Source organism: Streptosporangium sp. NPDC000239, assembly GCF_040300765.1.
In the GTDB taxonomy this organism is placed as follows: Bacteria; Actinomycetota; Actinomycetes; order Streptosporangiales; family Streptosporangiaceae; genus Streptosporangium.
The window spans coordinates 1-12148 of sequence record NZ_JBEPEI010000013.1; the positions used below are offsets into that span (position 1 = coordinate 1).

Consider the following 12148-nt stretch of genomic DNA (forward strand, 5'->3'; position numbering starts at 1 on the left):
CCGCCGCTCTTCCTCTGCGGCCCCGCGGGGGCCCCCCGGGGGGGGGGCCCCCGCCGCGCACGCGGCCCGGCCCCTCCACTGTGGATCACCACAGTGTTTCCGCTCCGTCACGGGGAACCGCGGAGTCCGGTCCCACGCCGTTCATCGACGAACGAATCAATGCCGACGGAGATGTTCACCGAATCATCCGCGACCGATCACACCCCAGAGGACCGGACGTGGAACAACCCGGCGACCGTCTCCCCGGAAAACGGCGTCGTCCCGATGTTCCTCGGTCTCCACCGCCACGGAGTCGGTTCAGCGGGGACCCTTCGCCCAGGCGTACTCGATGTCGTACGGCATGCCGGGCAGGGTCATCCCGGGCCTGACGCACTGGTCGTGTCCGGGCCGGTCGAAGGTCCGCCCGACACGGATGAGAACCCGGCCGGAGGAGCCACAGTGGTGGTAGCAGGCCACGGCACCCCTTCGTGTTCTGGCTGGAATTTCGTCAAAACTATCCGCCGGACGGACACCGGCTCCACCGTGATCCCTGCCAAATGACGAAGGTTTGCCGCCAACCTCCTCCGCCGTCACAAAATCCTAAAACCGCGTCCTGAACCACCACGGTGATTTACGGATGTAGTTTCCGTCCTCCAGGTTCGCGAGGCGTTCGAAGACGTTCCACGAGGAGGGGTCGCCGCAGACGAGCACCGAGACGACCACCGCCACGACGTACAGCGGAAGCATCGGCAGTCCCGCGCAGAACATGTACTGCGAGGCATGCCTACCCTCGTGCCTGACCAGGGACTCGGTCAGACTCCCCTCCTGCGACCTGGTCAGCACCACGTTGCCGACGGTGAACGCCCCGGCGACGGGGAACGGGATGCGGTAGCCGTAGGCGAGGATCAGCCCGTCCGGCCCCGCCCTCCTCCTGGCGCCGCCCAGCCGTACCAGCAACAGTCCGAGCGGGGTGGACAGGTTGAGGTAGTTGAGCGTGCGCCGTACGCGATGCAACCGCCGCATACCAGGATTGTGCGCCGCCGTGCCGCGGGGAGCCAACGGCTCTCCGGTACGGGAGATGACCAGATCGTCTGCCTCGTGACCGTTCGCGAGTCCGAGGTTACGCCTGGCGGCTGCGACGCGGTGGCGCGATCGTCACCGCCAACGTGGACATCCTCAGTGGCGGGTCAGCAGCCAGGAGCCGCCGTGTGAGGTCGGGGTGATCAGGACGGCCACCAGGGCGGCGATCATGCCCCCGTAGAGGTAGACGTAGCCCGACAGGTCGGCGGCGATGATCACGTCGCCCTCCTGCCTGCCGGAGAGCCACATCATCGTCATCACCAGCCAGCCGCTCGCGGCGGCCAGGGCCGCCAGCTTGCCGCGCATCATCCGCCCGGCCCCGTAGCAGACGGCGAACAGCGCCAGGACGCAGCCGAAGGAGGAGATCGGGACCGTGGTCGGCCTGAGGTACCACGAATGCTGGAAGGCGCCCAGAAGGCCCATGAGAAGGCCGAGAACGAAGAGGACGGCGTACGCCGCCACGGCGACCGCCCTGCCCGAGGACCGCTCGGCCGTGGGGACCTGCTCCATCACAACCATGGAGGCTAGTCGATCCCGGCGAAGAGATCGTCCTCCGGCTTGTACGGCTCGCCGAGGCCGCCGACCTCGACCGGTGCCGCCGGAGCGCCGGAGCCGGGGAGGCCGGAGCGCAGGATGTAGTGCTCGACCGCCAGCACCTCCTGGCCGACGTCGTTCGACAGGGCGTACCACGGGGCCTCGACGCTGATCTGGGTGGCGTGCGCCCGCATCGCCGCGAACTTGGCCTCGATGTGCGCGCGGGCGTCGATCTCGGTGGTGACGTCCTCGTCGGCGCAGCCGTACGGCAGGTCCTCGACCCGCTCGGGGAGGAAGCGCGTCCCGGCCTCGACCAGCGCCTGGGCGGTCCTGCGCATCGTGGACCTGGCCACCGCGGTGACGTAGAACTTGGCGATCCGCCACGGCTCGCCCTCGCCGAACGCCGGGTCCGCGGCCAGTTCGAAGGCCCGTACCGAGACGCGGTGCGCCTGGATGTGGTCGGGGTGGCCGTAGAAGCCGTTCTCGTCGTAGGTGACGAGGACCTGGGGACGCGTCTCGCGGATGACCTTGACCAGTTCTCCGGCCGCCTCGTCGAGGTCGGCCCGCCAGAAGGCGGCGGGGTGGTCGTTCGAGGCCACGCCCATCATGCCGGAGTCGCGCCAGCGCCCCGGGCCGCCGAGGAAGCGGTGGTCGGTGACGCCGAGGGCCGCGCAGGCGGCGGCCAGCTCGCCGATCCGGTGCCCGCCGAGGGCGTCGTCGCGGTCGGACGTCAGGTGGGCCAGGCCGGGCGGGATGACCTCGCCCTCGTCGCCCAGGGTGCAGGTCACCAGGGTCACCCCGGCCCCCTCGGCGGCGTACTTCGCCATGGTGGCGCCGGTGCCGATCGTCTCGTCATCGGGATGGGCGTGCACGAGCAGCAGACGGCGGTCGTTCATGGTTCGAGGGTAGCCGCCGGGTGTAGAGCGTGACACGGACCGCACCGGATATCCGGGTGGGCCCGGCCTTGGTGAAGCCCCGCTTCAGGGCGGCCAGCCGGGGGTCGCTCTGCCACTCGGTCCCCGGGAGCCGCCGGGAGACCAGCCACACCCGCTCCGCGCCGGGGTCGAAGGGCACCAGCTTCCCGTACGGCCCGCCGTACACGGAGACGAACAGCCAGAAGCGTTCCGGCGCGTAGAGCACGGCGTCGCCGGGGCGTTCGGCGGCGCCGAGCTCGGCCGCCAGGGTGCGCAGGTCGTCGGGGCGGTTGGCGGGGCCCCTGACGGTCAGCTGGGCGCTCATGGACAGCGCCGCGAGGGCGGCCAGGGCCGCCAGGCCGATCGGCGCCCGCCCGGAGAACGGCCGGGGCAGCCCCGCCAGACCGGCCCCGGCCAGCAGCGCCAGGGCGGGCAGGACGAACATGACGTAGCGCGGGTTGTAGACCGGGTACACCTGGGAGATCGCGTAGGACAGCGCGACCGGGACGAGGGCCCACGGCAGGGCGACCTCCGTGAGCGACGCCCTGCCGTACCAGACGCCGAGCAGGGCGAGCAGCCCCAGGAGGGCGAGGAACAGCGGCGGGGTGCCCGAGTCCTGCCAGGAGACGGGTCCTCCGGAGATCTCCACACCGAGCTGCGCCAGGGCCGCCAGGTCGGGCGTCTTCAGCCAGAAGAGCTGTTCGTCCCGCTGCCCGGAGGCCATGAGGACCAGGGGAACCAGCAGCACCGCCGCCCCGGCGAGCGCCGCGAGCCAGGGCAGGATCTCCCGGCGCCCGCGGCGGAGCACGATGAGGGCGTGCGCGGGCAGCAGGAGCAGCGCGTAGAGGTGGAACCAGCCGAGCAGGGCGATCAGCAGGCCGTAGCCGGCGTGGCGGGAGCGCCGTTCGCCGAGCAGGACCAGGGTCGAGGCCACCGCGACCGCGCTGACCAGGGCGTAGCTGCGTGCCTCCTGGCCGTAGCGGCTGACCATGGGGATGAGCGCGTAGGCCAGGCCCGCGTAGGTCCCGGTCCAGGAGCCGGGGGCGGAGAGCCTGCGGCCCAGGGCCGTGATCCCGGCCGCCGCCCCGGCGACCGCGAGCGCGGAGGGCAGCCTGACCGCGACCTCCCCGCCGAGGGCGGCGAAGGGGCGTAGCAGCAGGTAGTACAGCGCGTGGACGGTGTCGATGTGGGAGAGCAGCTCGCGCAGCTCGTCGAAGGACATCCTGGCCGCCAGGACGCTGACCGACTCGTCACGCCAGAACGAGGGGACGCCGATCCCCCACATCACGAACGCGAAGGCCAGAACGGCGGGCGTCCCGGGGGAGCGAGCGATTCGCTCGGTAAGCGTCACTCGCCCAAGTTTCTCCCATGATCACATTCATTTGGACCATCCTGGGAGATCCCTTCCCGGGACCGTACTGGCAAGATGACTGGTATGAGTGAGAGTTTTCCTCGGCTGCACGCAAGGACCCGCCGCTTCACCCTCGGCGTTCCCCGTGCGTTCACGGTCGCGCCCGACGGTGCGCGGATTGTCTTCCTGCGGACCAAGGGCGGCTGCGACCCGGTCACCTGTCTGTGGGAGTTCGACGTGGCCAGCGGCACGGAACGGCTGATCGCCGATCCCCGGGTCATCGCCGCCGACGAGGAGAACCTCCCGCCGGAGGAACGGGCACGCCGCGAGCGCGCCAGGGAGTCGGCGGGCGGCATCGTCGCCTACAGCACCGACGCCGCGGTGACCACGGCCGCCTTCGCCCTCTCCGGCGGCCTGTACGTCGTGGACCTGCGGACCAGGAGCGTGCGCCACCTGCGCACCCCGGGCCCGGTCATCGACCCCCGGCTCTCCCCGACCGGTGTGCACGTCGGATACGTGACCGGTGGCGCCTTCCACGTCCAGGACCTTGAGGACGAGGTCGACCACGCGCTCGCCCGCCCCGAGGCGCCCGAGGTGACCTACGGCCTGGCCGAGTTCATCGCCGCCGAGGAGATGGACCGGATGCGCGGCTACTGGTGGTCTCCGTCCGGCGAGGCCGTACTGGTCGAGCGGGCCGACGACTCACCGGTCGAGAAGTGGCACATCGCCGACCCGGCCAACCCCGCCAGGCCCGCGACCGAGCAGCGCTACCCCGCGGCGGGGTCCCCCAACGCCAAGGTCGAGCTGTTCGTGCTGTCCCTGGCCGGTGGCCGCGTCCCGGTGCCCTTCACCGACGAGTACCTCGTCAACGCCGCCTGGGACGACCACGGCCTGTCCATCGTCACCATGACGCGTGACCAGCGGACCATGCGCCTGTTCGACGTCGACCCCGAGACCGGCGCCTCCTCCCTCGTCCGCGAGGACACCGACGCCGCCTGGGTCGACGTCGTCACCGGCGTCCCCGGCCACCTGTCGGACGGCTCCCTCGTCTGGGTGACGAACCTCGACGGGGGCCGCCGCCTGGTCGTCGGCGACCAGCCCGTCACCCCGGCCTCCCTCCAGGTCCGCGACGTCGCGGGCGTCAGCGGCGACACGGTGCTGTTCCGCGCCAGCGGCGAGCCGTCCGAGATCGCGCTGTGGGCCTACAAGGACGGGCGGATCACCCTGGTCAGCCCGCAGGACAGCGGCGTCTACAGCGGCCAGGCCGCGGGCGGGACCCTCGTGGTCACCGGCCAGACCCTCGACGGAGAGGAACCGGTCACCCGCGTCTCCCACCACGGCCGCCACGTCGGGCACATCACCTCCCACGCCGAACGCCACGGCCTCGACCTGCGGGTCTCCCTGATCCGTACGGGCGAGCGCGAGCTGTCGACCGCCGTGGTCTTCCCGTCAGGGCACGTACCCGGCTCGGCGAGGCTCCCGGTCCTCATGGACCCGTACGGCGGCCCGCACGCCCAGCGTGTCCTGTCCGCCTCGGGCGCCTACCTGACCAGCCAGTGGTTCGCCGACCAGGGCTTCGCGGTCGTGGTCGCCGACGGCCGGGGCACCCCGGGACGCGGCCCCGAGTTCGAGCGGGAGATCCTGCACGACCTGGCGACCCCGGTCCTCGACGACCAGGTGGACGCCCTGCACGGCGCGGCGGAGCGCTTCCCCGACGACCTGGACCTGTCCAGGGTCGGCATCAGGGGCTGGTCGTTCGGCGGCTACCTCGCGGCGCTGGCCGTGCTGCGGCGGCCCGACGTCTTCCACGCCGCCATCGCCGGAGCCCCGGTGACCGACTGGCGGCTCTACGACACCTGCTACACCGAGCGCTATCTCGGCCAGCCCGCCGAGGGGCACTACGACGCCTCGTCGCTGTTCGCGGACGCCGAGAAGCTCGAACGCCCGCTCCTGCTGATCCACGGCCTGGCCGACGACAACGTGGTGGCCGCGCACACGCTGCGCCTGTCGTCCGCGCTGCTGGCCGCCGGGCGCCCGCACAACGTGCTGCCGCTGTCCGGCGTCACCCACATGACGCCGCAGGAGGTCGTGGCCGAGAACCTCCTGCTGCTGCAGGTGGACTTCCTCAACAAGGCCCTGTCCTGACGAGGAGCGGCCGCCGTACCCTCCCCGGGGTACGGCGGCCGCTTCCGTTCAGTCCTGGGGCGTCACTTGAAACGCTGCCACTTGCCCGCCGACCGCTTGATGCCGTTGCGGCCGTGGCCGGTAGCGGGGCCCGTGTTGGAGCCGGGGCCCGCACCCGCGCTGCGGCCCCCGGGGGCGGCGTCGTCGGCACTGGCCTCGGGGTCGTAGGTGTCCCCGCCCTGCGGGCCGGTGGCGCCCCCGTTCTTGCCACCGCCCCTGCCGCCGACCTTGCCGCCGCTGTGGCCGCCGGTCATCGAGCGGACGTCCTGGCCTGCGTCCTCGGCGGCCCTGTTCCGCTTGGCGGGCCGCCCGGTCTTCGTCGGGCCGGGCGAGGGGGTCGCCACGGGGGCCGGGTCCGCGGTGACGGTGTGACCGACGGCGGGCACGGTGGCCTCGGCCGGCCCCCCGCAGATCATGAAGGCGGGGACAAGAAGGGCGGCTCCCGCCAGGAGCCTGCCCAGCGTCGAGCTCGTGACGGATGCGATCGATTCAGGTGACACGGGGGCACCCCTTTCCTGCGACTTTTCGCACTCGACTGACCACTGTCAGTGACGATCACTGTAGTCGCGCGGAACCGTTTCCCCCGGAAGGTGCACCCGGAGGTTCCCCTCCTTTCCCCACCGGACAGGACGGTTTTCCTTCACTCCGCCGTTGGCGTGCCAGCTGCTCCACAGGGCGGCGTAGGAGCCACCCGCGGCGACCAGCTCGTCGTGGGAGCCGAGTTCGCTGATCCGCCCGTCCTCGACCACCGCGACCCGGTCGGCGTCGTGCGCCGTGTAGAGGCGGTGGGCGATGGCGATCACCGTACGGCCGTCGAGCACCGCGGCCAGCGAACGCTCAAGGGAACGGGCCGCCCTGGGGTCGATCAGCGAGGTCGCCTCGTCCAGGACGAGGGTGTGCGGGTCGGCCAGGACCAGCCGGGCCAGGGCGAGCTGCTGGGCCTGGGCGGGCGGGACCGGCTCACCGCCGGAACCGACCATCGTGTCCAGCCCGTCGGGCAGACCGGCGGCCCACTCCCAGGCGTCCACCGCCTCAAGCGCCGCCCTGACCTGGTCCGCGTCGGCGTCCGGACGGGCGATCAGCACGTTCTCCCGCAGCGTGCCCCGGAACACGTGGTGTTCCTGGGTCACCAGCGCGACGTGGCCGCGCAGGTCGTCGAGCGGGAGCTCGACCAGCGGGGCGCCGCCGACCGTGACCGAGCCGGTCCGCGGCCCGTGGACGCCCGCGAGCAGGCGGCCGAGCGTCGACTTGCCCGCCCCGGAGGGACCGACCATGGCCAGCCGCTCCCCCGGCCTGACCACCAGGTCGACGCCGTGCAGCACGTCGTGTCCCTCGCGGTAGGCGTAGCGGACGTCCTCGGCCCGCAACTCCTCCCCCTCGGGAGCCTCGGAACCGGCCTCCCGGTCGTCGGGCACCTCGGCGACGCCGAGCAGCCGGGCCATGGAGGCGCCGCCCACCTGGAGTTCGTCCACCCACGACATCAGCCGGTCGAGCGGGTCGGCCAGCTGCTGCACGTACAGCGTGGCCGCCGTCACCTGGGCGATCGTGACCCAGCCCTGGATGTAGAAGACACCCCCGGCCAGCAGCGTCGTCACGATCGGGAGCACGTAACCGAACTCGACGGCCGGGAACCACACCATGCGCAGCCCGAGGGTGTAGCGTTCGGCCGCCCACGACCTGGCGATGTCGACGTCCGTACGGCGCCGCCTGCGCTCCTGGAGTCCCAGGGCCTCGACGGTACGGGCGCCGCCGACCGTCTCGGCCAGCCCCTCGGTCATGTCCGCGTAGGCGGCGTTCTCCCGCAGGTAGCCGTCCCGCGCCCGCCTGAGGTACCACCGCGTCGAGATCCACAGCAGCGGTACGACCAGCAGCGCGGGCAGCACGAGCAACGGCCCGGTCAGTATCAGCGCCCCCGCGGTGATCACGAAGGCCACCAGGGCGATCACCGTCTCCGGTACGGCGTGCCGCACGCTGCGGGAGAGGGTGTCCACGTCCCGTGAGGTGCGGGTGATCAGGTCGCCGGACCCCGCGCGCTCGACCGTGGACAGCGGCAGGGCGAGGACGCGGCCGACGAACTCCTCGCGCAGTTCGGCGAGGACCTTCTCCCCGAGCCGTGAGGAGACGTAGACCGCGAACCTGACGAGCACCCCCTGCGCGGCGAGGAAGCCCGCGATGGCCAGCGCGACCACGGTGACGTCGATCCCCGTGCCGCTCTTGATGCCGTGGACGAGGTCGCCGAGCATCCACGGCACGACCAGGCCCGCCGCCGCGGCCAGGCCGTGCAGGCCGAGGGCCGCCGACAGCGTGCCGGGATACTTCAGGGTGAGTCTGCGGGCGTAGGCCCGTACCTGTGCCCGGTCGGCGACCGGGAGGATCTGCCCGCTCACGCGGCCTCCTTTCCTGGGTTCCCGCGTCCGGCGCCGGCGGGCTCCGGGGGCCGCGTGGACTCCTCCTCTCCCCTGGTGACGACGGCGCGGTAGTCCGCGCTGACGGCCAGCAGTTCCCTGTGGGTGCCCTGGGCCCGCGCGACGCCCTCCTCCACGTAGATCACGTGATCGGCGTGGTCGAGCACCAACGGGCTCGTGGTGCAGACGAGGGTGGTTCTGCCCGCCCTGGCCTCCGCCAGCCGTACGGCGATGCGCGCCTCGCTGTGCGCGTCGACCGCGCTGGTCGGCTCGATGAGGATGAGCACCTCGGGGTCGGCGGCCAGCGCCCTGGCCAGCCGCAGCCGCTGCCGCTGGCCGCCGGAGAACTCCCGGCCCGCCTCGGCGACGGCCGCGTCGAGACCGCCGGGCAGCGCCTCGACGACGTCCTCGGCGCACGCGGCGCGCAGGGCGCGGTTGATCGTCTCCTCGGAGGCGGCCCCGGTCACGTCCAGCTCGTCCCTGAGCACCCCGGCGAACATCCCGGCCTCGTTGTCGGCGACCAGGATCCGGCGGCGGACCTCGGCGACCGGCAGACTGTCCAGCGGTACGTCGCCGAAGTCCACGTCGCCGTCGGCGTACCGGCCGAGCCGGTCGGCGATCGTCGCGCTCTCCTCGGGGACGGCCGAGACGACGGCCGTGAGGGCACCCGGGCGTACGGCGACGCCGGAGGCGACGTCACGCAGCAGGCCGCCGGGCGAGGTCCCGGTGCCGCCGGTGATCTCGGGCCGCAGGTTGAGGATCCGCACCACCCTGCGGGCGGCCACGTGTCCCTTGGTCAGCTTGTCCGCGGTCTCGGTGAGCGTGCGCAGCGGGGAGATCAGGAAGGCGGCGTAGCCGTAGAAGGCCACGAGCTGGCCCACGGTGATCTCCCCGCTGAGCGCGAACCTGGCGCCGAGCCAGGTCACGCCCGCGATCAGCAGGCCGGGCAGCAGGACCTGGGCTCCCTCAAGGGTCGCCTCGATCGCGGCGACCCGCACGCCCGCCCGCCGTACCTTCTGGGACTCCTCCGCGTAGCGCTCGGCGAAGATCTGCTCGCCGCCGACGCCGCGCAGCACGCGCAGGCCGGCGACGATGTCGGCGGCCCTGGTCGAGAGCTCCCCCTGGAGGTCACGGTGGGCGTGCTGGCGCCGGTGCAGCGGCCTGAGCAGGGGGCCGACCGCGACGGCCATGATCGGAACACCGACGAGCACGGTCAGTCCGAGCGCGGGCGAGGTGCTGATGAGGATGACGGTGACCGTGACGACGGCGACGACCGCCCCCGTGCCCCGCAGCAGGATGTCCATCGCGTTGCCGATGTGGGCGATGTCGGAGTTGCCGACGCTGACCACCTCGCCGGTCGACACCCGCTTGGGCAGGGTCGCCCCCAGCCTGGTGGCCTGCCTGACGGTGACCTGGACCGTGCGGTAGGCGGCGGACAGCCAGTTGAAGACGGCCATCCGGTGACGAAGGGTGCTCGTCACCGCCTGCGCCACTCCCAGGCCGAACACGACCGCCGTCCAGATGAGCAGGCTCCGCATGTCCTGGTTCCAGATGGCGTCCACGCTGCGACCGATCGCGGCGGGGATCAGGGCCATCGAGGTCCACCACAGGATGGCGTAGCCGATGCCGATGAGCAGGGGACCGGCTTGCGAGCGGGCGGTCCAGAGGAGATATCGGAAGGGACTTCGGGAATCGGGATCGCCGGGATCAGCGGCAGGCAGGGAACGCATAGCCCTACCAGGCTGACAAACCCCACGATCACCCGGCAAACCGTTTTCTGACCGTGAGACGGGCCTCGTCAATCAAGGTTGACATCTCAATGGCGTCAACTTACATTGACATACATGAGCGACACGGCACAGCTGGCCTCGGACGCGGGCAGCCGCGACCCGGCCGTCGGCCTGCGGGCCGTACGGGCGTTGCGGATCCTCGTCGATCGGCTGGAGGCCCTCCAGGTCGAGAACGCCAGACAACAGGGCTGGTCCTGGCAGGAGATCGCCCACTGCCTTGAGGTGACGAGGCAGGCGGTCCACAAGAAGTACGCCGGTGGCCGCGGGCTGCTGAGACGGGAGAGGTAGCGATGTTCGAACGGTTCCACCAGGAGAGCCGCCAGGCGGTCACCCTCGCCCAGGAGAACGCCAGGCGACTGCGCCACGACCGCTGCGGCACCGAGCACATCCTGCTCGGCCTGCTCGACCAGCGTTCCTGCATGGTCACCCGGGTGCTGACCGGGCACGGCCTCGACTACGAACGCGCCTACCGGGCCGTCGTACGGCTCACCCCCGTCAGACGCGCCACCGCCCTCGACGCCGAGGCCCTCGAAACGATCGGCATCGACCTGTCGGCCATCAGGGAGAGGGTCGAGGCCGCCTTCGGGCCCGGCTCCCTCGACCGCGACCCCGTCACGACCAGGAACGGACTCCGCAGCGGACGGCACATCCCCTTCACCCCACAGGCCAAGAAGGCCCTGGAGCTTTCCCTGCGCGAGACGCTGGCGCTCAAGCAGAAGGGCATCCGCGACGGCCACCTGCTGCTCGGCATCCTCCGCGAGGGCAGAGGGCTGGGCTCCCGCGTCATCACCGACGCCGGCATCGACACGGGGGCGCTGCGCCGGGAGATCGTCGCGGAGCTCGGCCAGGATCAGGGCGGCGCCTCCCGGGCGTAGGCCGGGCCGGGGACCGGGCCTCTCTCCGGCCCGGTCCTAACCGGCCCGGAAGCGCGCGGAAACCGCGAGGGCCGCGGCGAGGCACGCGAACGGCACGACGGGAAGCACGTAACGGTGATCGAAATCGAGCACGGCGACGGGCAGCACCAGCAGAACCACCGCCGTCCCCCACGGCAGCAGCACATCCTTACGGCGCAGGTCCGCCGCCCCCAGCAGAAGGATCACCCCGAGGAACGGCCCACGCAGGTAGGAGGGGTTCTGAAAGGCCTGCAGGAACCCGGCGTACGGCTGGACCGCCTCGTACTCCCCGGTGACGCCCGGCGCGTATCTCCGCAGGTACGAACGGGCCCAGTCGGGAACGGCCGGCGCCGCCACGCCTCCCCACAGGCTGAGCGGCCCGGACATCCGCATCGGATGGTCCGCCGGGGTCCAGTGAAAGGCCAGCGAGACGTCCCCGGCGACGGTCCGCAGATAGTCCAGTAGATCCGTCCGGGCCGGAATCCCAGCATCGTCAGCGCCCTGAGCCCCAGGGCGAGGGTCACGACCACCGCGAACAAGCGATGCCGGAAATGACTCCCGCGAATCCACCTATACCGGGAAAGGCGCTCCTGCCGGCATTCCAATGCCGTGACCACGCGAAATCCAACCGTCGCTCAGTAGGGGGACGCCGGCCTCCCGGCCACTGCGGATCGTGACGGCCTAGGGACGGCTCACCTCCGGCGCCCGCCAAAGATGATCATGTCGATGGAGCGACCATATACGAATAAGGGCACCTCAATCCGACATTCAACATCATTTCCATTAGAACTGGCGATGAAAGTGGTCATTTGTCGCCAGAGAGCCCCATACGTGCCGAGAATATATCTGACATGCCGCCATTTCCATCGGTTCGGCACACCTCTGTGTTCACGCGGCAAGACTTACCGTGACCACCTTCGCGATCGGCGGCACATCATCCGTAACAGGGCGTGGAAACGTTCTGCCCGGGTGCGAAACCGGGCATTCATAGCAGATATTGAAGTACTTCCAGCCACCG

Annotated in this window: 12 protein-coding genes; 3 read left to right on the top strand and 9 right to left on the bottom strand. The window is 71.3% G+C overall.

Annotation, left to right across the window (positions count from 1 at the left end; translation table 11 throughout):
- Nucleotides 1-297 precede the first annotated feature (297 nt).
- The 5 genes from ABT340_RS27545 to ABT340_RS27565 all read right to left on the bottom strand — a co-directional run bounded on the left by ABT340_RS27545 (nt 298) and on the right by ABT340_RS27565 (nt 3858).
- Nucleotides 298-456 carry a DUF6355 family natural product biosynthesis protein gene (locus ABT340_RS27545; protein WP_352013730.1) on the bottom strand — a complete coding sequence of 53 codons (159 nt, stop codon included), beginning with the start codon at nt 454-456 and terminating at the stop codon, nt 298-300.
- A 123-nt stretch (nt 457-579) separates the two neighbouring features.
- Nucleotides 580-1002, bottom strand: coding sequence for a hypothetical protein (locus tag ABT340_RS27550; RefSeq protein ID WP_352013731.1), 423 nt, complete (start codon nt 1000-1002; stop codon nt 580-582).
- 153 nt (nt 1003-1155) lie between these two features.
- Nucleotides 1156-1578, bottom strand: a complete 423-nt coding sequence (locus ABT340_RS27555) for a DUF6113 family protein (RefSeq protein WP_352013732.1) — start codon at nt 1576-1578, stop codon at nt 1156-1158.
- 5 nt (nt 1579-1583) lie between these two features.
- Complete coding sequence (gene mshB, locus ABT340_RS27560; RefSeq protein WP_352013733.1) at nt 1584-2489, bottom strand: N-acetyl-1-D-myo-inositol-2-amino-2-deoxy-alpha-D-glucopyranoside deacetylase; 906 nt, start codon at nt 2487-2489, stop codon at nt 1584-1586.
- The gene (locus tag ABT340_RS27565; protein WP_352013734.1) at nt 2446-3858 is read right to left on the bottom strand and encodes a glycosyltransferase family protein; all 1413 of its coding nucleotides are present in this window, start codon (nt 3856-3858) and stop codon (nt 2446-2448) included. The genes mshB and ABT340_RS27565 overlap by 44 nt, the downstream gene beginning before the upstream one ends.
- 84 nt (nt 3859-3942) lie before the next feature.
- Between ABT340_RS27565 and ABT340_RS27570 the strand changes: the two genes are divergently transcribed.
- On the top strand, nt 3943-6003 hold the full coding sequence (locus tag ABT340_RS27570) for a S9 family peptidase (RefSeq protein WP_352013735.1): 2061 nt from the start codon (nt 3943-3945) through the stop codon (nt 6001-6003).
- A gap of 62 nt (nt 6004-6065) precedes the next feature.
- Here the strand turns inward: ABT340_RS27570 and ABT340_RS27575 are convergent, their stop codons facing one another.
- From ABT340_RS27575 to ABT340_RS27585, 3 genes are read right to left on the bottom strand one after another with little or no spacing between them, the layout of a single operon-like run.
- On the bottom strand, nt 6066-6542 hold the full coding sequence (locus ABT340_RS27575) for a hypothetical protein (protein WP_352013736.1): 477 nt from the start codon (nt 6540-6542) through the stop codon (nt 6066-6068).
- A 45-nt stretch (nt 6543-6587) separates the two neighbouring features.
- Nucleotides 6588-8429 carry an ABC transporter ATP-binding protein gene (locus ABT340_RS27580; protein ID WP_352013737.1) on the bottom strand — a complete coding sequence of 614 codons (1842 nt, stop codon included), beginning with the start codon at nt 8427-8429 and terminating at the stop codon, nt 6588-6590.
- Nucleotides 8426-10177: an ABC transporter transmembrane domain-containing protein gene (locus ABT340_RS27585; protein WP_352013738.1), complete on the bottom strand. Its 1752-nt coding sequence runs from the start codon at nt 10175-10177 to the stop codon at nt 8426-8428. Before ABT340_RS27585 ends, ABT340_RS27580 begins: the two co-directional genes overlap by 4 nt.
- A 114-nt stretch (nt 10178-10291) precedes the next feature.
- Here ABT340_RS27585 and ABT340_RS27590 point away from each other — a divergent pair, with 114 nt between their 5' ends.
- On the top strand, nt 10292-10525 hold the full coding sequence (locus ABT340_RS27590) for an RNA polymerase subunit sigma-70 (RefSeq protein WP_352013739.1): 234 nt from the start codon (nt 10292-10294) through the stop codon (nt 10523-10525).
- A 2-nt stretch (nt 10526-10527) separates the two neighbouring features.
- Nucleotides 10528-11112 carry a Clp protease N-terminal domain-containing protein gene (locus tag ABT340_RS27595; RefSeq protein WP_352013740.1) on the top strand — a complete coding sequence of 195 codons (585 nt, stop codon included), beginning with the start codon at nt 10528-10530 and terminating at the stop codon, nt 11110-11112.
- Nucleotides 11113-11148: 36 nt separating this feature from the next.
- On the opposite strand, the gene ABT340_RS27600 is transcribed toward ABT340_RS27595, so the two are convergent.
- Nucleotides 11149-11517 carry a hypothetical protein gene (locus tag ABT340_RS27600; RefSeq protein ID WP_352013741.1) on the bottom strand — a complete coding sequence of 123 codons (369 nt, stop codon included), beginning with the start codon at nt 11515-11517 and terminating at the stop codon, nt 11149-11151.
- Nucleotides 11518-12148: the final 631 nt, after the last annotated feature.